Annotated in this window: 21 protein-coding genes, 2 tRNA genes and 1 other RNA gene; 13 read left to right on the top strand and 11 right to left on the bottom strand. The window is 71.7% G+C overall.

Annotation, left to right across the window (positions count from 1 at the left end; all coding sequences use genetic code 11):
- Window positions 1–411: 411 nt before the first annotated feature.
- Window positions 412–669 (bottom strand): hypothetical protein, encoded by a 258-nt coding sequence (locus tag ACIP64_RS27035; RefSeq protein WP_401591639.1) that lies wholly within the window; start codon window positions 667–669, stop codon window positions 412–414.
- 151 nt (window positions 670–820) lie between these two features.
- Here ACIP64_RS27035 and ACIP64_RS27030 point away from each other — a divergent pair, with 151 nt between their 5' ends.
- Window positions 821–2,059, top strand: a complete 1,239-nt coding sequence (locus tag ACIP64_RS27030) for an IS256 family transposase (RefSeq protein ID WP_401591637.1) — start codon at window positions 821–823, stop codon at window positions 2,057–2,059.
- A gap of 557 nt (window positions 2,060–2,616) precedes the next feature.
- Here the strand turns inward: ACIP64_RS27030 and ACIP64_RS27025 are convergent.
- A tRNA-Ser gene (locus ACIP64_RS27025) sits at window positions 2,617–2,704 on the bottom strand.
- 95 nt (window positions 2,705–2,799) lie between these two features.
- Between ACIP64_RS27025 and ffs the strand changes: the two genes are divergently transcribed.
- From ffs to ACIP64_RS26980, 9 genes are all read left to right on the top strand, one after another.
- An RNA gene (gene ffs, locus ACIP64_RS27020) (signal recognition particle sRNA small type) lies at window positions 2,800–2,896 on the top strand.
- 81 nt (window positions 2,897–2,977) lie between these two features.
- Complete coding sequence (locus ACIP64_RS27015) at window positions 2,978–5,218, top strand: DNA polymerase III subunit gamma and tau (protein WP_401591635.1); 2,241 nt, start codon at window positions 2,978–2,980, stop codon at window positions 5,216–5,218.
- 229 nt (window positions 5,219–5,447) lie between these two features.
- On the top strand, window positions 5,448–5,783 hold the full coding sequence (locus ACIP64_RS27010) for a YbaB/EbfC family nucleoid-associated protein (protein ID WP_360913155.1): 336 nt from the start codon (window positions 5,448–5,450) through the stop codon (window positions 5,781–5,783).
- A gap of 46 nt (window positions 5,784–5,829) precedes the next feature.
- The gene (gene recR, locus ACIP64_RS27005) at window positions 5,830–6,429 is read left to right on the top strand and encodes a recombination mediator RecR (RefSeq protein ID WP_360913157.1); all 600 of its coding nucleotides are present in this window, start codon (window positions 5,830–5,832) and stop codon (window positions 6,427–6,429) included.
- Complete coding sequence (locus ACIP64_RS27000; RefSeq protein WP_401591632.1) at window positions 6,422–7,066, top strand: DUF5063 domain-containing protein; 645 nt, start codon at window positions 6,422–6,424, stop codon at window positions 7,064–7,066. Before recR ends, ACIP64_RS27000 begins: the two co-directional genes overlap by 8 nt.
- 219 nt (window positions 7,067–7,285) lie before the next feature.
- The gene (locus ACIP64_RS26995; protein WP_401591630.1) at window positions 7,286–8,560 is read left to right on the top strand and encodes an aspartate kinase; all 1,275 of its coding nucleotides are present in this window, start codon (window positions 7,286–7,288) and stop codon (window positions 8,558–8,560) included.
- A 431-nt stretch (window positions 8,561–8,991) separates the two neighbouring features.
- Window positions 8,992–9,660, top strand: a complete 669-nt coding sequence (locus ACIP64_RS26990) for a SigE family RNA polymerase sigma factor (protein WP_401591628.1) — start codon at window positions 8,992–8,994, stop codon at window positions 9,658–9,660.
- Window positions 9,657–10,853 carry a hypothetical protein gene (locus ACIP64_RS26985; RefSeq protein ID WP_401591626.1) on the top strand — a complete coding sequence of 399 codons (1,197 nt, stop codon included), beginning with the start codon at window positions 9,657–9,659 and terminating at the stop codon, window positions 10,851–10,853. The genes ACIP64_RS26990 and ACIP64_RS26985 overlap by 4 nt, the downstream gene beginning before the upstream one ends.
- 64 nt (window positions 10,854–10,917) lie before the next feature.
- Window positions 10,918–11,796, top strand: coding sequence for an SURF1 family protein (locus ACIP64_RS26980; RefSeq protein WP_401591624.1), 879 nt, complete (start codon window positions 10,918–10,920; stop codon window positions 11,794–11,796).
- Here ACIP64_RS26980 and ACIP64_RS26975 read toward each other — a convergent pair.
- The 3 genes from ACIP64_RS26975 to ACIP64_RS26965 all read right to left on the bottom strand — a co-directional run bounded on the left by ACIP64_RS26975 (window position 11,752) and on the right by ACIP64_RS26965 (window position 15,143).
- Window positions 11,752–13,542, bottom strand: coding sequence for a prolyl oligopeptidase family serine peptidase (locus ACIP64_RS26975; protein ID WP_401591622.1), 1,791 nt, complete (start codon window positions 13,540–13,542; stop codon window positions 11,752–11,754). The two genes, ACIP64_RS26980 and ACIP64_RS26975, sit on opposite strands and share 45 nt — an antisense overlap.
- Before the next feature lie 122 nt (window positions 13,543–13,664).
- Entirely contained in the window at window positions 13,665–14,216 is a 552-nt protein-coding gene (locus ACIP64_RS26970; protein WP_401591620.1) for a DoxX family protein, read from the bottom strand.
- Window positions 14,217–14,384: 168 nt separating this feature from the next.
- The gene (locus ACIP64_RS26965) at window positions 14,385–15,143 is read right to left on the bottom strand and encodes a DeoR/GlpR family DNA-binding transcription regulator (protein WP_401591618.1); all 759 of its coding nucleotides are present in this window, start codon (window positions 15,141–15,143) and stop codon (window positions 14,385–14,387) included.
- A 72-nt stretch (window positions 15,144–15,215) separates the two neighbouring features.
- Between ACIP64_RS26965 and ACIP64_RS26960 the strand changes: the two genes are divergently transcribed.
- Window positions 15,216–16,415 (top strand): MFS transporter, encoded by a 1,200-nt coding sequence (locus tag ACIP64_RS26960; RefSeq protein ID WP_401591616.1) that lies wholly within the window; start codon window positions 15,216–15,218, stop codon window positions 16,413–16,415.
- Window positions 16,416–16,476: 61 nt separating this feature from the next.
- Here the strand turns inward: ACIP64_RS26960 and ACIP64_RS26955 are convergent, their stop codons facing one another.
- Entirely contained in the window at window positions 16,477–16,845 is a 369-nt protein-coding gene (locus ACIP64_RS26955; protein ID WP_401591614.1) for a YciI family protein, read from the bottom strand.
- A 109-nt stretch (window positions 16,846–16,954) separates the two neighbouring features.
- Window positions 16,955–17,425, bottom strand: a complete 471-nt coding sequence (locus ACIP64_RS26950) for a hypothetical protein (RefSeq protein ID WP_401591612.1) — start codon at window positions 17,423–17,425, stop codon at window positions 16,955–16,957.
- A 269-nt stretch (window positions 17,426–17,694) separates the two neighbouring features.
- On the opposite strand from ACIP64_RS26950, the gene ACIP64_RS26945 reads away from it, so the two are divergent.
- Window positions 17,695–17,946 carry a hypothetical protein gene (locus ACIP64_RS26945; protein ID WP_401591610.1) on the top strand — a complete coding sequence of 84 codons (252 nt, stop codon included), beginning with the start codon at window positions 17,695–17,697 and terminating at the stop codon, window positions 17,944–17,946.
- 91 nt (window positions 17,947–18,037) lie between these two features.
- Here ACIP64_RS26945 and ACIP64_RS26940 read toward each other — a convergent pair whose 3' ends face one another.
- The 3 genes from ACIP64_RS26940 to ACIP64_RS26930 all read right to left on the bottom strand — a co-directional run bounded on the left by ACIP64_RS26940 (window position 18,038) and on the right by ACIP64_RS26930 (window position 19,533).
- Window positions 18,038–18,361, bottom strand: a complete 324-nt coding sequence (locus ACIP64_RS26940) for a hypothetical protein (RefSeq protein ID WP_401591608.1) — start codon at window positions 18,359–18,361, stop codon at window positions 18,038–18,040.
- A 76-nt stretch (window positions 18,362–18,437) separates the two neighbouring features.
- Window positions 18,438–18,511 (bottom strand) — tRNA-Pro (locus ACIP64_RS26935).
- An 89-nt stretch (window positions 18,512–18,600) separates the two neighbouring features.
- Window positions 18,601–19,533 carry a metallophosphoesterase gene (locus ACIP64_RS26930; RefSeq protein WP_401591606.1) on the bottom strand — a complete coding sequence of 311 codons (933 nt, stop codon included), beginning with the start codon at window positions 19,531–19,533 and terminating at the stop codon, window positions 18,601–18,603.
- Window positions 19,534–19,608: 75 nt separating this feature from the next.
- Between ACIP64_RS26930 and ACIP64_RS26925 the strand changes: the two genes are divergently transcribed.
- Window positions 19,609–20,070: a GatB/YqeY domain-containing protein gene (locus ACIP64_RS26925; protein WP_401591604.1), complete on the top strand. Its 462-nt coding sequence runs from the start codon at window positions 19,609–19,611 to the stop codon at window positions 20,068–20,070.
- A 115-nt stretch (window positions 20,071–20,185) separates the two neighbouring features.
- Here ACIP64_RS26925 and ACIP64_RS26920 read toward each other — a convergent pair whose 3' ends face one another.
- Entirely contained in the window at window positions 20,186–22,516 is a 2,331-nt protein-coding gene (locus tag ACIP64_RS26920) for a transglycosylase domain-containing protein (RefSeq protein ID WP_401591602.1), read from the bottom strand.
- Window positions 22,517–22,594: the final 78 nt, after the last annotated feature.

Raw genomic sequence — 22,594 nt, 5'->3', positions numbered from 1 at the left:
TGCTTCCTCACTCCCGCTAACGTCACTGCGTGCGCAGCAGCGCTGCGCAACCTCTTAAGGTGAAGTTGCTGATGGCGGACGTGCCGAGACTGCGGCGGAGGGAAGGCGTCGCCTGGGGTGACGCTTCGAGTGTGAGGCAGGTCACTTGGGTTGTCGGGCTTACTCAACTCACTCACCCTCTACGCGGCTACCGGATCGCGCGAGTATCTGCAGCCGCGCGGCTCCAGCCTGACACTGCGATCGGTCTTCGGCGGGGCCAGCATGAGCCGCCGAGACGACTCCCCGGCACGCGTAGCCCGTCGGTAGTTCTCGACGGCTACGCGTACGTGCTCATCGTGAACCGAGGTGTACGCGGGTTCGCGACGGTTCGATGGGGACGACTGGGCATACCCGCGCAAATTCGAAGCGTCGCTATCGCGCTTCATCCAGGTCGAGCGTCTCCTCCTCGACTGCGAGGTAGGTGTCGGCAGTCGCCGCCTCCAGAAAGCCTTCTTCCCTGGGAAGTGCAAGCCGAGGAACCGAGTCGAGGAGATGAAGCCAGGAGGCTCTGTCGCCTGTTGTGAAGCCTGACCGCACAGCGCGGAGCTGCTCTTCCCGCCGTTCCTCCCGGACTCCCCGCATGTATCTCTCGGCCTCGGAGATCCTGTCCTCGTACGCCTGCTCGCTCACTGGCCGTTCGGACAGGGTTGCGTCCTTGGAAGTGGTGTACGGGTTCCCACCTGATTCGGGTGTTTGTCCCGGCGTCGGGGTGAGGGTCCGGATATAGAGACGGCCACCGGCTGATCTTCGAGATGTCTAAGGCTCGAAGGAGATCAGCACGATGACCGCACCAGACAGTCTGCCCCTGCACGCCCTGACCGAGGAGAACCTCGCTGCGGCGAGTCCCGATCTGCTGCGCGCGATGGTCAAGACCTTCGCCGACGCGCTCATGTCCGCGGAGGCCGACGCCCTCTGCAACGCCGAATACGGGCAGGTCAGCGACGAACGCGTCAACCACCGCAACGGCTATCGCCCACGCGAGTGGGACACCCGCGCCGGCACCGTCGAGCTGGCCATCCCCAAGCTCCGCAGCGGCAGTTACTTCCCGCACTGGCTCCTCGAACGCCGACGCCGGGCCGAACAAGCCCTCATCAGCGTGGTCGCCACCGCCTACCTGCTGGGCGTGTCCACCCGCCGGGTCGAGAAACTCGCCGAGTCCCTCGGCGTCACGCAACTGTCCAAGTCCCAGGTCAGCGCCATGTCCAAGCACCTCGACGAGCAGGTGGCCGCGTTCCGCAACCGGCCGCTGGACGCCGGACCGTATACGTTCGTCTGGGTCGACGCGCTGACCCAGAAGGTCCGCGAGGGCGGCCGGATCATCAACGTCCACGCGCTGGTCGCGGTCGGTGTCAACGCCGACGGGCACCGCGAGATCCTCGGCCTGGACGTCGCCACCGCCGAGGACGGTGCCGGCTGGCTCGCCTTCCTGCGCTCGCTCATCGCCCGCGGCCTCAGCGGCGTCCAGCTCGTCGTCTCCGACGCCCACACCGGCCTCGTCGACTCGATCGGCGCGACCCTGCCCGGCGCCTCGTGGCAGCGCTGCCGCACCCACTACGCCCGCAACCTGCTCTCCCAGGTCCCGAAATCGGCCCAGCCGTGGGTGGCCACACTGCTGCGGACGGTCTTCGAACAGCCCGACGCAGACGCCGTCCAGGCTCAGATGCGACACGTCCAGGAGGCTTTGGAGGCGAAGTTCCCCAAAGCCGCCGGACACCTGGACGCCGCCCGGCACGACCTGCTGGCCTTCACCGCCTTCCCGCGCGAGATCTGGCGGCAGATCTGGTCCAACAACCCCCAGGAACGACTGAACAAGGAGATCCGCCGCCGCACCGACGTGGTCGGCATCTTCCCCGACCGCACCGCCGTGATCCGGCTGGTCGGCGCCGTCCTGGCCGAACAGAACGACGAGTGGACCGAAGCCCGCCGCTACATGGGCCGCGAGCTGCTGATCAAGGCCCGCCTCCACCCGATCGAGTCAGGAACCGACGACACCGCCCTGCCGACCGAACTCACCGCATAGCCTCAAAGAAAAGATCACCGAGTGGCCGTCGATACACCACTCCGGCGGACGTGACCTCGGACAGCGGCATTACCGCCGCGCGCGGCAGCTCGGCGAGATAGGCAGGCCGCTTATCTCGGACCTGAGCGACGATACGACGCTCCGCGTTGGCAAGTTCCCGGCACGCGCCGTAGAGGCGTCGAGACATGCCAAGCATGAGGTCCGTCCCCGGCAGCCTTCCTGCCAGCATGTCCAGACCTTCCCGTCGCCTGATGCCCTCATCGCCGAGCCCGTGGAGCTTCCGCCGGGCATCCTATTTTGTGCCCCTGCCAGTGAGGTGGTGATCGGCCTCTGTTGCTGGCTGGTTCAGGCAGCCGACTTGGGCTGGGGGGCCGTGCATGTTCCCGCGGAGCGCTAAGCGGGTCGCCCTAGAGGATCTCGTCCCCGAAGCAGCGGGACGCCGACGAAGCCCGTTCGTGGGCGTCCGCGACTGTCCGCCCTGCGCAACTGAGACCACGTACGTCGAAGGGCCCCACCGCGACCGGTGGGGCCCTTCGACAACGTGCCCGGTGAGGCACTGGCGGAGGATACGAGATTCGAACTCGTGAGGGGTTGCCCCCAACACGCTTTCCAAGCGTGCGCCCTAGGCCACTAGGCGAATCCTCCGCGGCAAACATTACTAGACCGGAGGGAGTGCTCGCGAACTCGTTCCTCGGGAGCGTCGGCGTGCATCCGGGGGTGATCGGATCGGGTAGGCTGGGTGCAGCCCCTCACGTGGCGCTATCTCGCTGAACCCCCCCAGGGCCGGAAGGCAGCAAGGGTAGGTGGGCTCTGGCGGGTGCGTGAGGGGTCTTTCTTTTGGCCCGGGAGGGCGGCCCGTGTGGGGTCCGTCACATGGGTGGGGCCCGGGTGTCGGTGGGGGCCGATATCGTCGTAGGCGTGTCCCTTGCTCTGTACCGCCGCTATCGCCCCGAGACCTTCGCCGAGGTCATCGGGCAGGAGCACGTCACCGACCCGTTGCAGCAGGCGCTGCGGAACAACCGGGTCAATCACGCGTACCTCTTCAGCGGGCCGCGCGGCTGCGGCAAGACGACCAGCGCGCGCATCCTGGCGCGCTGCCTGAACTGCGAGAAGGGCCCGACGCCCACGCCGTGCGGCGAGTGCCAGTCGTGCCGGGACCTGGCCCGCAACGGTCCGGGGTCGATCGACGTGATCGAGATCGACGCGGCGTCGCACGGTGGTGTGGACGACGCCCGCGACCTGCGGGAGAAGGCCTTCTTCGGGCCGGCGAGCAGCCGCTACAAGATCTACATCATCGACGAGGCGCACATGGTCACCTCGGCGGGCTTCAACGCCCTGCTGAAGGTGGTCGAGGAGCCGCCGGAGCATCTGAAGTTCATCTTCGCGACGACGGAGCCCGAGAAGGTCATCGGCACGATCCGCTCGCGCACCCACCACTACCCCTTCCGGCTGGTGCCGCCAGGGACGCTCCGCGACTACCTGGCGGAGGTCTGCGAGCGCGAGGCGATCCCGGTCGAGGCCGGGGTGTATCCGCTGGTGGTCCGGGCCGGGGCCGGCTCGGTGCGCGACTCGATGTCGGTGATGGACCAGTTGCTCGCCGGTGCGGGCGAGGCCGGTGTGACGTACGCCATGGCGACCTCGCTGCTGGGGTACACCGACGCCGCGCTCCTGGACGACGTGGTGGACGCCTTCGCCGCCGGGGACGGCGCGTCGGCGTTCGAGATCGTGGACCGGGTGATCGAGGGCGGGCACGACCCGCGCCGCTTCGTCGCCGACCTGCTGGAGCGGTTGCGGGACCTGGTGATCCTGGCGGCGGTGCCGGACGCGGTGGAGAAGGGCCTGATCGACGCCCCCGCCGATGTCCTGGAGCGGATGCGCGCGCAGGCCGGCGTCTTCGGCGCGGCCGAACTGAGCCGCGCCGCCGACCTGGTCAACACCGGGCTCACCGAGATGCGCGGGGCGACCTCGCCGCGACTCCAGCTGGAACTGATCTGCGCCCGGGTGCTGCTGCCCGCGGCGTACGACGACGAACGGTCCGTGCAGGCCCGGCTGGACCGGCTGGAGCGGCGCGCCTCCGCGGGCGGTTTCGCGGCGCCCGCGGGCGGCCCGGCCGGCGGCCCCGCGGCTCCGGTCGTGGAGTTCGGCGAGCCGTTGCCCCCGGGCGGCGGCCGTGCGGCGGCCCGCGCGGCGATGAACGCCCCGGCACGTCCCGCCGACGAGCCCGCCGCCGCGCCACCCGCCCCTCCCGCCCCTGCCCCCGTACAGGCGCCCGCCCCCGCGGAGACCGCCCCCAGTCCGGTCGCAGCCCCCCGCCCCGGTGCCTGGCCGAGCGCCGCCGCCCCCGGGAGCGGCCAGCGCCCCGGTGCCTGGCCGGCCGCGGCCTCACCGGCGGCCCCGCCGCCCCCCGCTCCCGCCGAAGCGGCCCCCGTCGTCCCCGCCGTTCCCGCCGCCCCCGCGTCCGGGGCGCCTGTCGGCGACCCCTCCCGGGTCCGCCAGATGTGGCCGGACATCCTGGAGGCCGTCAAGAACCGTCGCCGGGTCACCTGGATGCTGCTGGAGCAGAACGGCCGCCTCGTCGGGTTCGACGGCTCCACGCTGCAGATCGGCTTCGACAACCCGGGCGCCCGCGACAGCTTCGTCAACCGCGGCCACGAGGACGTCCTCCAGCAGGCGATCACCGACGCCCTGGGCGTCCAGTGGCGCATCGAGGCGATCGTCAGCCCCGGCGGGCCGGGCGGCGGTTCCGGGGGCGGCTTCGGCGGCGGTTCCCGGCCCGGCCCGGGACACCCCCAGGGCCCGGCTCCCGCCGCGCCGCCGCAGCCCCAGCCGTCTCAGCAGCCGCACCAACCGCAGCAGGCTCAACCCCAACAGCCCCATCAGCAGCCCCAGTCGGCCGCTCCCGCCACGCCGGCCCCGCAGGCCGCGCCGCCCGCCACGGGCAGGGCCGCCGCCGCACGCGCCGCGGTGGGGGCGCCCTCCGCGGTGTCCGGTGGCGTGTCCGCCGCCGCGCACGCGCCGGTCGCCGAGGAGCCGCCCCCGGTCGAGTACGACATGCCCGAGGACGACGACCCGGACCTGGTCGAGTCCGCGCTGAGCGGCCACGACCTGATCGTGCGGGAACTGGGCGCCACCGTGATCGAGGAGATCGCCAACGACTGACCGGCGACCGCCGGTGACCGCCGGCCGGCTTCCGGCGGACCTGCGGGCAACCGCCGGGCAAGCGGCCGGCGACCGGCCAACGACCGGCCCTGTCCGGTCCTTCCGGCCGGAACGGGCGGAACGGGCGACGCGTGTCGGTCGTTCCTGGCTACGGGTAGCGCGAGCGGGCGTCCGAGCACGTAGGCTCGCCCTACCCGCACAACCGTCGTCGTGAGGCAGGAGCGAGACCGTGATCCCCGGTGGTGGTCAGCCGAACATGCAGCAGCTGCTCAAGCAGGCCCAGCAGATGCAGGAGAACCTCGCGGCAGCCCAGCAGGAGCTCGCCGAGACCGAGGTCGAGGGCACCGCGGGCGGCGGCCTGGTGAAGGCGACGGTGACCGGTGCCGGCGAGCTCCGGGGTCTGGTCATCGACCCGAAGGCGGTCGATCCTGAGGACACGGAGACGCTGGCCGACCTGGTCGTCGCCGCCGTGCAGAACGCGAACGCGAGCGCGCAGGAGCTGCAGCAGCGCAAGCTCGGCCCGCTCGCCCAGGGGCTCGGGGGCATCCCCGGCCTTCCTTTCTGACGGCCCCGGGTCTTCCGGACCGTCCGAGCGACGAAGAGGGCACAGCGTGTACGAGGGCGTGGTTCAGGACCTGATCGACGAGCTGGGCAGACTGCCCGGCGTGGGTCCGAAGAGCGCGCAGCGGATCGCCTTCCACATCCTTCAGGCCGATCCCGCCGACGTCCGCCGGCTCGCGCACGCCCTGAGCGAGGTCAAGGCGAAGGTGCGGTTCTGCGTGGTCTGCGGCAATGTCGCCGAGGCCGACCAGTGCCGGGTCTGCCGAGACCCGCGCCGCGACACCACGGTCATCTGCGTGGTCGAGGAGCCCAAGGACGTGGTCGCCATCGAGCGCACCCGCGAGTTCCGGGGCCGGTACCACGTGCTGGGCGGCGCGATCAGCCCGATCGAGGGCGTCGGCCCCGACGACCTGCGGATCAGGGAGCTGCTGGCGCGCCTCGCGGACGGCACCGTCACGGAGCTGATCCTCGCGACCGACCCCAACCTCGAGGGCGAGGCCACGGCCACGTATCTCGCGCGCATGGTCAAACCGATGGGACTGAAGGTCACCCGTCTCGCCAGCGGCCTGCCGGTCGGGGGCGACTTGGAATACGCCGACGAGGTCACGCTCGGCCGAGCCTTTGAAGGAAGGCGGCTCCTTGATGTCTGACAACGCCCTCGACCCCGACGACTTCGCGTCCTCGATCGTGGATCAGATCGAGAGCTTCATCCTCTCGGTGCGGGAGGTCGCCAAGGGCGACGACCCGGACAGCGCGGTGCCCTATCTCCTGCTGGAGGTCTCGCAGTTGCTGCTGGCCGGTGGCCGGCTGGGGGCACACGAGGACATCGTCCCGGAGGAGCGGTACGAGCCGGACCTCGGGCCGGAGCCGGACACCGACGAGCTGCGCGAGCGGCTCGCGGTGCTGCTGGAGCCGATCGACGTCTACTCCGAGGTCTTCGACCCGTACGTGCCGCGCAGCACGCCGGTCGCCTGCCGGATCTCCGACGACCTCGCGGACGTGGTGACCGACCTCACCCACGGTCTGGCGCACTTCCGGTCCGGCCGGATCACCGAGGCGCTGTGGTGGTGGCAGTTCTCGTACCTGTCCAACTGGGGTCCGACGGCCTCGGCGTCGCTGCGCGCCCTGCAGTCGCTGGTGGCGCACGTCCGGCTGGACAGCCCGCTGGACGCGCTGGACGGCCTGGACACGGACGCGGGCGCGGACGACGACCGGCTCGCGGACGAGGCGGGCCGTGTGATGGCCGCCGAGATCGCCAAACCGCTGGGGCTGGGCCCGGCGAAGTGACGTTCCGCCGGCGGGACCGCCCGGCGTCGGCCTCCGTTCACGAGGGCGTACGCCGGGCGCAGTGACATGGAGCACGGCGTGCGGCGCGATTACCGCGGCGGGGCCGTGGGCAGGTGGTCCGCTGAGTGAGCCGGGCGTCTCAGCATGTGGTGGTATGGGGTCGATCCGGGCCTGCTCGATAAACTGAGCCGAACGCAGTACCAGATTTGAGGAGCGCACGTGGGCCTTGTCGTGCAGAAGTACGGCGGCTCCTCCGTTGCGGATGCCGACGGCATCAAGCGCGTCGCCAAGCGGATCGTCGATGCCAAGAAGACCGGCCACCAAGTGGTCGTCGTGGTCTCGGCGATGGGTGACACGACGGACGAGTTGATCGAGCTCGCCGAACGGGTATCTCCGATGCCCGCCGGCCGCGAGTTCGACATGCTGCTGACCGCCGGAGAGCGGATCTCCATGGCGCTGCTGGCGATGGCGATCAAAAACCTCGGGCACGAGGCGCAGTCCTTCACCGGCAGCCAGGCGGGTGTCATCACCGACTCCGTCCACAACAAGGCCCGCATCATCGACGTCACGCCGGGCCGCATCCGCACCGCCCTCGACCAGGGCAACATCGCCATCGTCGCCGGCTTCCAAGGCGTGTCCCAGGACAGCAAGGACATCACGACGCTGGGCCGCGGCGGCTCCGACACCACGGCCGTCGCGCTGGCGGCCGCCCTCTACGCCGAGGTCTGCGAGATCTACACCGACGTGGACGGGGTGTTCACCGCCGATCCGCGCGTGGTGAAGAAGGCCCGGAAGATCGACTGGATCTCCTCCGAGGACATGCTGGAACTCGCCAGTTCCGGCTCCAAGGTGCTGCTCCACCGCTGTGTGGAGTACGCCCGCCGATACAACATCCCGATCCATGTCCGGTCGTCGTTCTCCGGCCTCCAGGGCACCTGGGTCAGCAACGAGCCGCGAGAGGACGCCAAGGGCATGGAGCACGCGATCATCTCCGGTGTCGCGCACGACACTTCCGAGGCCAAGGTGACGGTCGTCGGTGTGCCCGACAAGCCGGGCGAGGCTGCGGTGATCTTCCGTTCGATCGCGGACGCCGAGATCAACATCGACATGGTGGTGCAGAACGTGTCGGCGGCCTCCACCGGCCTGACCGACATCTCCTTCACCTTGCCCAAGAGCGACGGCCCGCGGGCGATCGAGGCGCTGAAGCGCACGCAGGCGGGCATCGGCTTCGAGGCGCTGCGCTACGACGACCAGATCGCCAAGATCTCGCTCGTCGGCGCGGGCATGAAGACCAACCCCGGCGTCACGGCGCAGTTCTTCGAGGCGCTGTCCAACGCGGGGGTCAACATCGAGCTGATCTCGACGTCCGAGATCCGCATCTCGGTGGTCACGCGTGCCGACGACGTCAACGAGGCCGTGCGCGCGGTGCACACCGCTTTCGGCCTGGACACCGAGAGCGACGAGGCGGTCGTCTACGGCGGCACCGGCCGCTGAGGCGCCCGGGGCCGCTTTCCGTCCCCGCACTGTCCGTTCACCCGTACCACCTGCTGTGTTCCACGACCGCCGGTCGGCCCGTTCACGGGTCGGCCGGCGGTCTGGTGTTACCAGCTGTAACCGCCCCGGGTCGCCGCCCCGTTGTACCGGCGAGTATCGATCATGTGATCAAAACGTGGTCCGGATCCCTTGAAGGAAGCCTGTAAGCACCAGACAATTTGAGCTCTCTGTGTTCCGCAACCGGGCGGTGCGCGGGGCGCGTCCTTGTGTCAGCGCACGGGCCTAATGTGCTGCACGCCGGACACGGTGCAACGGCGCCGGGTTAAAAGGGGCATTGAGGAATAGTTGGTACGCATGGGGATATGCGCGGCGCCATCAAAAACGGTGCCCCGACTGCACAACCCTGACGGGGGCACGTGTGTCCAACAGTCGTGGCAGAGGCAATCGGCATCGAAACAGCGCTCCTCGGGCGCGTCGCGGCTCCGGCGCGACCATACGCGCGGCGGCCGTCCGGCGTGGTCGGCGGCATGCCGGTGATCGCGCCCTGGCCTGTCGTGCAGTCCCCCTCGGGCCGTGACCGCAGCGACGCCGACGACGCGACGTCGGCCGGCACCACCGTCGACCACCTCACCGAGACCTACCGGGCGCACTACCGCTCGCTGCTCGGTCTCGCCGCGCTCCTGCTGGACGACACCGCCTCGTGCGAGGACGTCGTCCAGGAGGCCTTCATCCGCGTCCACTCCGCCCGCAAGCGGGTCCGTGAGCCGGAGAAGACCCTCGCCTACCTGCGCCAGACCGTCGTCAACCTCTCGCGCTCCGCGCTGCGCCGCCGCATCCTGGGCCTCCGGCTGCTCTCCAAGCCCATGCCCGACATGGCGAGCGCCGAGGAGGGCGCGTACGCCATCCTGGAGCGCGACGAGCTGAAGGCGGCCCTGCGCACGCTCCAGCGCCGCCAGCGCGAGGTTCTCGTACTACGCTATTTCGCCGATATGACCGAAGCCCAGGTGGCCGAGACCCTCGGTATCTCCATAGGGTCCGTGAAGGCGTACGGCTCGCGCGGCATCGCGGCGCTCCGCGTCGCGATGGAGGCCACGGCATGACCGAACCGACCACCCCAGAGGGCATGGACCCGAAGCATCCCGAGAACGTGAAGAACCGCGAGAACCCCGACGCCCCCGGGAACGCCGTGCGCCCGGAGAAGACCGCGGGTCCGGGGAAGCCGACGGCCGGCACCGCACCCGAGCAACCCGCGGTGCCCGACGTGACCCCCGGGCCGGGCGAGATCCCGCGCGCGGAGGCCTCGTCGGACCTGAGCCCGGACGAACTCGCGCTCCGCAAGCTGCTGCGCGACGCCGTGCAGGACATCCAGCCCGGCCCCGAGACCCTGGCACACCTGCGCAGGGCGGTGCCGGCGCGGCGCGCCCACCGGCGCCAACTCCTCGTCGGCACAGCGGCCGCGGGCCTGCTCGCGGTGGCGGCCGTGCCCGCCGTGCTGCACGCCACGAACACCGCCGGCTGGGACGACCCGAACCCCGTGGCCGCCGCCGGCACCCCCTCGCCCGGTGCCACCGCGGACGACCCCTCCACCGGCGGCACCAAGGGGGGCAAACCGACCGGCCCCGCCACCGGCGTGGTGGTCGACCCCACGGCGGGGGGCGGCGGCAAGCACCAGACCCCGGACACCCCCGGCGGGCACCCGACCACGAAGACCACGTCGTCCTCGGGGGACATGGCCGTCTCGTCGCCGGCGTGCACCGCCGCCGACCTCGGCAACCCCGCGGGCTGGGCCGGGGCGGCCGATGCCGCCGGCCGGATCAGCGGCTACTTCCGGGTGGCCAACGTCTCCGCGAACTCCTGCACCGTCGACGGCGGCGTGGTCAACGCCACCGCCGAGGGCTCCGCCGACCCGTCGCGGATCAGCGTGCTCGACCACGTGGCGGGCGACGGCAGCGGCCTGCCCGACGCCGGGGCGGAACCGATCGTCCTGAAGGCCGGCGCGAGCTACGAGATCCAGTTCGCCTGGGTCCCGGCCGCCGGCGGGGACATCAGCGGCTGCGCCGCCCCGCCGTCCTCGCCGCCACCCACGCCCACCGGCACGGGGGCCCCCACGTCGGGCAGCGACGCGTCGGGCGAGACGGTCACGACCCTGGACTCCGCGCCCTCCGACGGCGCCCCCGCCGCGGACGTGCTGCTCAGCCACACACCCGACGCCGGTTCGCCCACCGTGACCGTGACCGTCGCGGGCGCCTGCGCGGGCACCATTTACCACACCGCGCCGATGCCCCTGTCCTGAAAGGGCCCGGCGCGGGAGCGGGGGCGGGTCCGACCCGCCCGCCCGCGCCCCGTACCTTGGTGGGGTGTACCGGTTCCTGCTGACCCCGCGCTGGCTGGGCGGGCTCCTCTTCGTGGTGTGCGCCGTGGTGTTCTGCACCTTCATGGGCAGCTGGCAGCTGAGCCGCTTCGAGGACCGCGTGCAGACGCACCGCGCCGCGCAGGACGCGCCGGCGCGGGATGCCAGGACCGCCCCCGTGCCGCTCGCGGAACTGCTGCCCACCGCCCGCTCGGCGGTCACCGCGGAGACCTCCGGCCGGACCGTCACCGCCACCGGCCGCTACGACGGCGCCCACCAGTTCCTCGTGCCCGGCCGTGAACTCGACGGCCGCACCGGCTACTACGTGCTGACCCCGCTGCGGGTCACCGGCGGCCAGGCACTGCCCGTCGTCCGCGGCTGGCTGCCCGGGGACGCCTCGAAGGCGTCGCCCGCGGCCGTCCCGGCGGCCCCGTCCGGCGAGGTCACCGTCGCGGGCGCCCTCCAGGCCCCGGAGACCGACAGCACCGACGGTGCCGTCACCCGCGGCGGCCTGCCGGTCGGCCAGCTCGGGATGATCAGCGCCGCGTCGCTGGTCAACCTGGTCCCGTACCCCGTGTACGGGGCGTGGATCACGCAGACCGAGGGTGTCACGGCGCCGCTGACCGCCGTGCCGCCCGCCGCGCCCGCCGGTACCGGCCTGGACCTCAAGGCCTTCCAGAACCTGGGCTACACCGGCGAGTGGTTCGTCTTCGCGGGCTTCGTGCTCTTCATGTACGTACGGCTGCTGCGCCGCGAGGCCGAGACACGGCGGGACGCCGCGCTCGGCCTCGTGGAGCAGTCACCCGAGTCACCCGAGTCACCCGGGGCGCCTGCCGCGGCCTCAGCCGCCCAGGTGCCGGCGGACGAAGTCCAGCTCCAGCCGTAGCTGCTTGATCCGCTCGTCGACCACGAGCGAGCCGTGCCCGGCGTCGTAGCGGTAGACCTCGTGCACCTTGCCCAGGCCCTCCAGCCGCTCGACGTAGGTGTCGATCTGCCGGATCGGGCAGCGCGGGTCGTTCAGGCCCGCCGAGATGTAGACCGGCGCCTTGACCTGGCCGACGTAGGTGATCGGCGAGGACGCCTCGTAGCGCTCCGGCACCTCCTCGGGGGAGCCGCCGAACAGCGTGCGGTCCAGGGCCTTGAGGGCCTCCATCTCGTCCTCGTACGCGGCCACGTAGTCGGCGACCGGCACGGCCGCCAGCCCCGCCGTCCACAGCCCGGGCTGCGTGCCCATCCCCAGCAGGGTGAGGAAGCCGCCCCAGGAGCCGCCGGAGAGTACGACGCGCGCCGGGTCCGCGAAGCCGGACTCCACGGCCCACTGCCGCACCGCGGCGATGTCCTCCAGCTCGATCAGGCCGACGCGGTGCTTGAGCGCGTCCGTCCACTCCCGGCCGTAGCCGGTCGAGCCGCGGTAGTTGATCCGCACCACCGCGTAGCCGTGGTCCAGCCAGGCCGCGGGACCGGCCGCGAAGGAGTCGGAGTCGTGCCAGGCGGGGCCGCCGTGGATCTCGAAGAGGGTCGGGAACGGGCCCTGCCCGGTCGCCGGACGCTGCACGAGCGCGTGCACCCGCCCGCCGGGACCCTCGACCCACACGTCCTCCACCGGTACCGACCCCGGGGCCCGGAAGCCGGGTGCCTCCAGCACCACCGCGCCGGTCGTCGACCGCACCTCGGAGGGTGACTGAGCGGACGACCACAGGAACTCCACCGTGCCGTCCGGGCGCGCGGTGGCCCCGCTCACCGAGCCCGCCGGGGTCTCCAGCCGGGTCAGCTCCCCGCTCTCCAGGCCGTAGCGGAAGATCTCGCTGCGGGCCTGGTACGAGTGCACCACCAGCAGCGCGGAACCGTCCGGGTACCACTCGGCGGCCACGTCGCCCGGCAGGTCGATCGCCAGCGGGGTCTGCGTGCCCGCCGACACGTCCCAGAGCATCGGCTCCCAGCGGCCGCGCCGCTGGTGCGCCACCAGCAGCCGGGTGTCGCCCAGCACGGGCGCGAAACCCAGGCACTCCAGGCCGAGTTCGCGGGTGCCGCACTCGCTGTCGTCCAGCTCCGCCACGGCGGTCCCGTCGGTGCGCACGACGCGCAGCGCGGAGTGCATCGCGTCCCCGTGCTCGGTGTGCTCGACGACCACGAGGGTGCCGTCCTCCGACAGCGCGCCGACCCCGCCCGACTCCTCGTGGCGGTAGATCTCGACCGGCTCCGCGCCGGGGCGCGCCACGTGGATCGTCGTGCCCTCCTCGTCGGTGGAACGGCCCACCACCGCCAGGCCGTCCCGGCCCAGCGCCAGGCCCGCCGGGTACGAGGGCTCCAGCCCCGGCACGGCGGTCTCGTCCGCGCCGCCCTCGAAGGGCTGGCGCATCCACACCCCGAACTCGTCGCCGTCCTTGTCGGCGAACCACCACACCCACGCGCCGTCCGGCGTCAGGGTCCCGTCCGACGTCCCGTTCGGCCGGTCGGTGACCTGCCGCTGCGCACCGGTCGTGCGGTCCCACGCGTACAACTCGTACGTGCCGGTCGCATTCGACACGAAGAGGCTGCGGTGCGGTGCGTCCTCGGCCCACTCCGGCAGTCCGACGCGTGGCGCCCGGAAGCGCTTCTCCCAATCCGGCATACCAGCCATGACGTCGCTCATGACCCCATCCAACCGGATGCGGGCCCGCGGCGGACCGTGGGCGTCGTCACCTCCCGGTCACGGACCGGCTTTCCCCGGGGCACGGGCCGAGCGCCGGGCCGTCCCGGGGAGCGCGGACGGCTCTAAAGGCTGAGCACGATCGCGGAGCCGACACCGGCCAGCCCCAGGGCGAGGCCGGCCTCCGTCCAGCCGCCCTTCCCCCAGCGGAACGGCCGGTCGAGCGAGAGCCTTCCGGGGCCGACGGCGGCGACGGCGAGAGCGACGACCGCGATGGTCATGTTGTACTCCAGGCCGCCCTGCGTGGCCCACAGGCCGTGCGCCGCCGTGACCGTCACCATGGCGTTGATCATCACGGCGATCAGGGCGGCCGCCGCGAGGGGCGTGAACAGCCCGAGCGCGAGGCCCAGGCCGCCGAGGAGCTCCGAGGCTCCGCCGAGGACGGCGAAGACCTTCCCGGGGTGGTAGCCCAGCGCCTCGAACCCCCTGCCCGTCGCGGTGAGGCCGCCCCCGCCGAAGAGCCCGAAGAGTTTCATGCAGCCGTGCCCCGCCATCACCAGGCCGACGGTGATCCGCAGGAGCAGCAGCCCGCAGTCGGCGGCGGTCACCCGATGCGACACCGGAGCGTGGGCGTCGGGCTCGGGAGCGGCACGCAGTTGTTCGGCGATGTTCTTCATGGGGAGCTCTCCTCCGCACCGGGGTCCGGGCGGTACCGGCCGACCACCCGGAGAACCGGCAGAGCGGGATGTTGTCCTACCGCTCCATCATTACTCCTGACCGCGCGGAAAGCGGGCCGGCCGCCGCGGTCGCACCGGGCGGTGAAGCACCCGCCCCGGGGCGCCCGTTCACACCCGGTGAACGGTCACCCCCACCGCGGCCAGCGCCGCGGTCTCCTCCTCCGGGGCCTCCGAGTCCGTCACCACGGTGTGCAGCGCCGTGGCGGGCGCGACGAACGCCAGCGCCGTGCGGTGGAACTTCGCGCCCTCGGCCACCGCGACCACCCGGCGGGCCGAGGCGATGGCCGCCCGCTTCACCGCCGCGTCGTCCAGGTCGTACGCGGTCAGCCCCTCCTTCGCGCCGAGTCCGCAGCAGCCGATCACGGCCGTGTCGAAGCGCAGGGCCGCCAGCGACGCCTCGGTCAGCGGACCGGTCAGCGCCAGTTCCCCGGCCCGGGGCCGGCCGCCGGGCACCAGCAGGGTCAGCTCGGGCGCCCCGGCCAGCGCGTTCACCGCGTGCAGGGAGAGCGGCACCACTGTCAGCCGCCGGTGCTGGAGCGCGCGGGCCACCTCGAGGCAGGTGGTCCCGCTGTCCAGGACCACGGACTCGCCGTCCGTCAGCAGCCCGGCGACCTCCGCGGCGATCCGCCGCTTGATCTCCAGCCCCTCCTGGGTGCGCAGCGCGAAGGGCGGCTCCTCGCCGCGCAGCAGCAGGCTCCGCGCCCCTCCGCGGTAGCGCTCCAGCACGCCCTGGTCGGCCAGGACCTCCAGGTCGCGGCGGATGGTCATCTCGGAGGCGCCGGTCAGCGCGGCCAGTTCCGCGACGCCGACGCTGCCCGCCTCCCGTACGGCCTCGGTGATCCGCCGGAGCCGGTCTGTACTCACCATGGCAGAAGTGAACACCGTGCGCGCTCAGGAATCAATCTTTCGCACATCAGGATTGTTCGTTATGTTCGAAGCATGGAGAGATCCCTGCGGGCCGGACGGCTGGCCACCTTCGTCTACTTCACCCTGAACGGCTTCCTGCTGGGGATGTGGATCGTCCACATCCCCGGCATCGAGCAGCGCGCGGGCATCGGGCACGCCGTGCTCGGCTGGCTGCTGCTCCTGCTCGGCGCGGGCGCCTTCGCCGGCATGCAGGTCGCCGGCCCGCTCACCGACCGCTTCGGGGCCCGCACCGTCGTCCCGCTCGGCGCCGCCCTGTGCAGCGCGGCCCTCCTGCTGCCCGGGCTCGCCACGGACGCCTGGACCCTGGGCGGGGCCCTGCTCGTGCTCGGCATCGGGAACGGCTGCCTGGACGTCTCCATGAACGCCCACGCCGTCCAGGTCGAACGCGGCTACGCGCGGCCCGTGATGTCCGCCTTCCACGCCGCCTTCTCCGTCGGCGGCGTACTGGCCTCCCTGGCCGGCGCCCGCGCGCTCGACCGGGGCTGGAGCCCGGCCGCCACCCTCGGGACGGTCGCCGTCGCCGGCCTGGTCGTCGCCGCCGCGACCGCCCCCGCCCTGCTGCGACCCGACACGGCCCCGTCCCCCGCACCCCGGGACGGCGCGCCCGCCGCCCCCACCCGGCGCGGGACGCCGCAGCGCATCTGGGTGCTGGCCGCACTCGCGTTCATGGTCATGCTCAGCGAGGGCGTCGCCAACGACTGGAGCGTGCTCCACCTGCGCGACGTGCTCGACGCGCCCGCCTCCACCGCCGCCCTGGCCTACGGTGCCTTCGCCACCGCCATGACCGCCGGCCGCTTCCTCACCGACCGCGTCGCCGCCCGCTTCGGCCCGGCCGCCGTCCTCCGGTACGGCGCCGCCGCGGCCGCACTCGGCCTCACCACGGCGGCACTCTCCCCGTCGATCCCCCTCGCACTGCTCGGCTGGACGGTGTTCGGTGCCGGGCTGTCCGGCTGCGTCCCCCAGCTCTTCAGCGCCGCGGGCCACGCCGACCAGGAGGCCGCCGCCACCAACGTCTCCCGCGTCGCCGGCCTCGGCTACCTCGGCATGCTCGCCGGTCCCGCCGTCATCGGCCCGCTGACCCACCTCGTACCGCTCAACGTGACGCTCTTCCTGCCGGTCGCCTTCTGCGTCACCGCGGCGTGCGCGGCCGGCGTCCTGCGGCCCCGGGCGGCCGCGGCCGCCACCCGCACCCCGGAGGCCGAACCGGTATGACGGCGGCAGGGCGGGCCGGATCCGGCCCGCCCCGCCGAGCCCGCCGGGCCCGGCGGCCGGATCAGGCCGGGGGCTCCAGGTCGTCGAACTCCACGACCTGCCGCACCTCGACCTCCACCTCGTCGAACAGCTCGGCGTACTGCCGGGCGAGCGCCACGGCCTCCGCCCGGTCCTTGGCGTTGATCAGCCCGAAGCCGCCGATGACCTCCTTGGCCTCGGTGAAGGGACCGTCGGTCACATGCGTCGCCCCGCCCCGGGGCTTGCGCACCAACGCACCCCGCTCGGACGGATGGACGCCCTCCGCCGTGATCAGGATGCCCTTCTCGGACCAGTCCTGGATGAACGCGCCCATCTTCTCCATGAACTCCTGGCTGGGGTTCCAGGCCTCCGGGGCGCTCTCGTCCAGCCGGTGCATCATCAGAAAACGCATAACCGCTCCCTAGGTGTGTCGGGCCGGGATCCGGTCGCATCCGGACACGCTGACCAGCCCGTCGTCCGTACGTCGAACGGCAGCGCGCAGAATCGACACCGTTCCCGGATCAATCTTCGGGCTGAATCCGTGAGGTGCTCCAGCCGACCGCGACCGCCCAGGTCACCCCGGGGCCGGCGGTCACCCGGACCCGGCCCGCGGTCGTGGTGATCAACTCGGAGGCGTTGACACTCCCGTCGGGTTCCTCGGAGCAGTGCTCCGTGACGGTGCCGTACTGGCCTGCGTCCACCGTGAGCGTGCCGGTGCCCTGGCACTGCGTGGCGACCCAGACCGTTCCCCCACGGGCCTTGGGCAGGCGGGCCTGCCACCCGTCCGTGCGCCGGCCGCTCGACGCCCACACCTTGGTGTCGGACAGCGTTTGCGCCGGATCCTCCCAGGCCCTGTGCGTGGGCTCCGCGGACGCCGAACCGCGCACCACCGGCTCCGCAACCGCGGGCCGCTTCTCCTCCGTACAGCCGCTCAGTGCCAGGACCGCCCAGGCGCACCCGAGCAGCACGCATCGCCGTATGCCACGTGTCACCGTGAATCCCCCGTTTTGACGGTGCCGCCCCCCGGCACCGGTCCGATCATGCTGACAGGATCAGCCCGCCTTCGCAGGGCCAATCCAGATCGCCGGCCCGTGGATCGCCCAACTCTCCTTGTCCGAAGCCCGTTTGGATGGTCTCGCCACGCGGGTGCGAGTGGGTACGAGCCGCCCCGGCCCTCCGAGACGGCTGGACGCGAAGGTTCGGCCCCGCCAACTCGACCGTTCGCATACGGGACTTCGGCCCTCGGTCCTATGCTGACGCGGTGATCGCAGGGATGGTCTTCTTCCTGGCGGTGGGGACGTGTGTGATCGTCGCCCAATGCGTCAAGCGACGGTGGCGCCAAGCCGCCGCCTCAATGCTGGGCCTGCTCGTCGCGACGCTGGCGTTCGCCGCGAACGTGACCGGGCAGCTCTGGCTCGGCGTCGCCGCGACGATCGCGGCGCTCGGCGGCCTCGGTTGGGAACTCCTGCGGCGGCACCGCGATCGTACGGACGGCGCGAGCACGACGAAGTGAGGCGGGCCGTCGGTCGGCCGCCGTCGCGGTAGTTCGGGCAGGATGCGATCACGGACCGCCGAAGGCCCCGCGATCCGGAGCCGCAGCATCGTCAGGCCATGGGCGGGGCAGCCGCGGGGGCGGCACCAGGGCCCTCGTACTCGACGGAGTCAGCCGTCCGGGCAAGGGCGGCCATGGCTGCGTTGTGGAATCGCCGTTCTGCGTCCCTGCACGGGGCACTGAAGAAGGCCCGTTGCGCGTCGCCGAGGTCACACCGCATGAGCTCCTTGGTCACGAGCACGGCGTCGACTCCGTGGCAGTCCAGCTCCATCAGGCGTTCTTGCAGCAGATGCGGATCGCGGCTGGTCTCCCAGAACGGACGGACGTGCTCGGTCGTCGCGGCGATACGCGCCAGGCGCGCGGCGTCCAGTCCCATGCAGCTCTCCCCCGGCTTGCCGCACAACGACTCAGGGCTCCTGGGAGAATTTCCCAGGAGCCCTGAACTCACGAAGTCGGGGTGGCGGGATTTGAACCCACGGCCTCTTCGTCCCGAACGAAGCGCGCTACCAAGCTGCGCCACACCCCGGTGTCGCGTCGTGACCCTTCGGCCCGGCGCGACGAGGATTACTCTAGCGGACCGGCCGCTGGAGACGAAATCCGGTTTTCCGGGGTGGCTCAGCCGGCCGGGACGAGGGTGAGGAGGGTGGCCTCCGGGGGGCAGGCGAACCGGACCGGGGTGTAGCGGTTGGTGCCGCAGCCCGCGGAGACGTGCAGGTGGGAGCGGTGTCCGCCGGCCTCGTGGGCGGACAGGCCCTTCACGCGGTCCGGGTCGATGTCGCAGTTGGTGACCAGGGCCCCGTAGAAGGGGATGCAGAGCTGGCCGCCGTGGGTGTGGCCGGCGAGGATCAGCGGGTAGCGGTCGGCGGTGAAGGCGTCGAGGACCCGCAGGTAGGGGGCGTGGACGACGGCGAGGGAGAGGTCGGCGCCGCTGTCGGGGCCGCCGGCGACCTCGGTGTAGCGGTCGCGCCGGATGTGGGGGTCGTCCAGGCCGGTGAAGGCGATCTCGATGCCGTCGTCGAGCTTGAGGCGGCCGCGGGCGTTGTTGACCCCGACCCAGCCGGCCATGTCGAAGGCGTCGCGGACGTCCTCCCACGGGTTGCGGGTGACGCCGATCGCCGGGTCGTTCTTGCCGTTGAGGCCGTGGACCCCGCGGGACCGCTCCAGCAGGTAGCGGGCGGGGTTGCGCAGCTTGGGGGCGTAGTAGTCGTTGGAGCCGAAGACGTACACGCCGGGCAGGTCCAGCAGCGGGCCCAGGGCGTCGAGGAGCTCGGGGACACCGTTGGGGTCGGAGAGGTTGTCTCCGGTGTTGACGACGAAGTCGGGCCGCAGTCCGGCGAGGGACTGCAGCCAGCGGCGCTTCTTGTTCTGTCCGCTGACCATGTGGATGTCCGACAGTTGCAGGACGCGGACGGGCCGCATGCCGGGCGGCAGTACGGGCACCTGCACCCTGCGCAGGCGGAAGGAGCGTGCCTCGATGCCGGCCGCGTAGGCCACGCAGGCCGCGCCGACGGCTGTGATGCCCAGGGGTACTGCGTATAGCGCGCGCATGCACCCATGGTGGCAGACGGCTCGTCAGCGATAAATCTCCGGCCCTCCCGGCAGGGACCTGGCAGACTCGACGCCATGACCACCACGCTCAAGCAGCGTCTGCACGACGACCTCACGGCTGCCATGAAGGGACGGGACGAGCTCGTCACGTCCACCCTGCGCCTCACCCTGACCGCGATCACCAAGGAGGAGGTCGCGGGCAAGGAGGCGCGCGAGCTCTCCGACGACGAGGTGCTCCAGGTGATCGGCCGCGAGGCCAAGAAGCGCCGGGAGGCCGCCGAGGCCTTCGAGCAGGGCGGCCGCAAGGAGTCCGCGGAGCGGGAGCTCGCGGAGGGCGAGGTGCTCGCCCGCTACCTGCCCAAGCAGCTGGACGACACCGAGCTGGCCGGGATCGTCTCCGCGGCGATCAAGGAGTCGGGCGCCGAGGGGCCCCGGGCCATGGGCGCGGTCATGAAGATCGTGAACCCGAAGGTGTCCGGCCTCGCCGAGGGCGGCCGGGTCGCCGCCGAGGTGAAGCGGCAGCTCGCGGGCGGCTGAGGGCGGGGGAGCGGGTCCCCGCTCCAGGAGAACGCAGAGGACGACGAAGGGGCGCCCCGGACCGATGCGGTCCGGGGCGCCCCTTCGTCTGCGTGGCCGGGTGCGGCCGGCTGTGTCAGCCGTTGCCGGGGGTGACGCCCCCGCCGTCCGTGGTGCCGACGTCGCTGCCGCCGCCCGCACCGCCGTCGTTCGGGCCGGCCCCGCCGGCCCCGTTCCCGTTGCCGCCGCCGTTGCCGCCGAGGAGACCGCCGAAGAAGCCTCCGTCGCCTCCGTTCCCGTTGCCGCCCTGGTCGCCGCCGTTGTCGCCGCCGCGGATGTCGCCGGGGCCGTGGCCGTGGCCGTCGCCCTCGTCGCCGTGGTCCTGGGGCTTCTCCGGCTCGCGGATCGCGACCGTCGGCAGGCTGTCGGAGGTGGTCCCGGACAGGGCGCCGGCCATGGCGTCCTTCCAGATCGGGCCCGGGGTGTCGGCGCCGAAGACCTTGGCGTGGTAGACGCCGCCGATGGTGATGTTGGTCATCTGCCGCTTGTGGGCCGGGTCACCGACCCACACCGCGCCGGCCAGGTCCGAGGTGTAGCCGACGAACCAGGCCGCGTAGCGGAAGTCGGTCGTACCGGTCTTGCCCGCGCTGTCGCGGTCGGTCAGACCCGCCTGCTGGCCGGTGCCGTCCTCGACCACGCCCTTGAGGAGGGTGTTGAGGGTCGCGGCCGTCTGCTCGGACATGGCCCGCTTGCACTCGCTCTTCGGCACGGGCAGCTTCTTGCCGGCCGCGTCGGTGATCGACTCGATGGCGACCGGCGAGCAGTAGACGCCCTTGTTGGCGAAGGTCGCGTAGGCGTTCGCCATGGTCAGCGGCGAGACCTCCTGGGTGCCCAGGGTGATGGAGGGCACCTGGTCGAGGGCCTTGCCGTTGGCGCGCTGTATCCCCATGGCCTTGGCCATGTCGGTGACCGGGCACACGCCGATGTCGCTGATCAGCTGCACGAAGTAGGTGTTGACCGACTTGGCGGTGGCTTCCTTCATCGAGTACGGGCCCTTCTCGGACTCGTTCTCGTTCTCGACCGTGGCGGGGTTCGTCCGGGAGTTCAGCCAGTTGCCGCGGCAGGTCGTGACCGGGCTCGGGTAGTCCATCTTGTACGGCGCCGGGTACACCTGCGCCGGGTCGGTGCCCTGCTCGATCGCGGCGGCCGCGGTGATGGCCTTGAAGGTGGAGCCCGGCTGGTAGCCGGCGCCGCCGCCCATGGACTGGCCGACGGAGAGGTTGATCTGCGTCTGGTTCTTCTTGAAGCCGTACGGGCGCGACTGCCCCATCGCGACGATCTTGCCCGTGCCGGGCTTGATCAGCGTCACCGCGGTGGCGACGTCGTCGCTCTGGTAGACGTGATCGCTTATCGACGCCTGGACGGACTGCTGGGCCTTCGGGTCCAAGGTGGTGCGGACGATGAGGCCGCCCTGGTTCCAGCGCTTGGCGCGGTCGGTCTTGGTCTTGCCGAAGGTCGGGTCGGTGAGGAAGACGTCGCGCACGTAGTCGCAGAAGAAGCCGGCGCCGCTGACGGCCGTGATGCAGCCGTTCTTGGGCTGGCTGACCTTGAGGCCCAGCGGCTTCTTCTTGGCCGCGTCGGCCTGCGTCTGCGTGATGTCCTTCAGGTCGGCCATGCGCTGCAGCACGATGTTGCGGCGCTGGGTGGCTTCCTGCGGGTCGTTGACGGGGTCGAAGCGGCTGGGCGACTGGACGATGCCCGCCAGCAGCGCGGACTCGGTCAGCGTCAGGTTCTTGGCGGGCTTGCTGAAGTAGCGCCGCGCGGCGGACTCGACTCCGTAGGCCTGCTCGCCGAAGAAGGTGATGTTGAGGTACTTCTCAAGGATCTTCTCCTTGCCCAGCTCCTCCTCGAGCTGGATGGCGTACTTCATCTCCTTGATCTTGCGGCCCACGGTCTGCTGGGTGGCCTGGGCGACCTTGGTCGGGTCGTCGCCGGCCTCCTCGATGAAGACGTTCTTCACGTACTGCTGGGTCAGCGTGGAGGCACCCTCGGAGACGCCGCCGTCCTGGGCGTTCTTGTTCAGGGCGCGCAGGATGCCCTTGACGTCGATGGCGCCGTGCTCGTAGAAGCGGGCGTCCTCGATGGCGACGATGGCCTGCTGCATCGTCTTGTTGATCGCGCTGATGGGGACGACCTTGCGGTCGCGCGAGTAGACGGTCGCGATCAGACCGCCCTTGGAGTCCAGGATCTGGGTGCTCTGGGAGAGCGGCGGACGCTTGAGTTCGCCGGGCAGCGAGTCGAAGCCGGCCGCGGTCCCCTTGGCGCTCAGCCCGAGCGCTCCCGCCGCGGGCAGCGCGATGCCGGCCAGCACGACGCCGGACAGGACACTGACACCCAGGAACTTGGCGGCCTGCTGCGCGGTGCTGATGCCACCGCCGCGCGTGCCGCCTGATCGCTTGTGACCCATGAGGTGCAGCTTACGTTGCGATTCCTAGGACGTGGGCATGCTTGTTCGCCTAGTCTGTAACAGACAGGCGCCAAAGAC

This window comes from Streptomyces sp. NPDC088733 (assembly GCF_044751185.1).
Taxonomy (GTDB): domain Bacteria; phylum Actinomycetota; class Actinomycetes; order Streptomycetales; family Streptomycetaceae; genus Actinacidiphila.
Note: the sequence above shows the minus strand (reverse complement) of the source record. Positions and strands in the feature narration are given on the sequence as shown.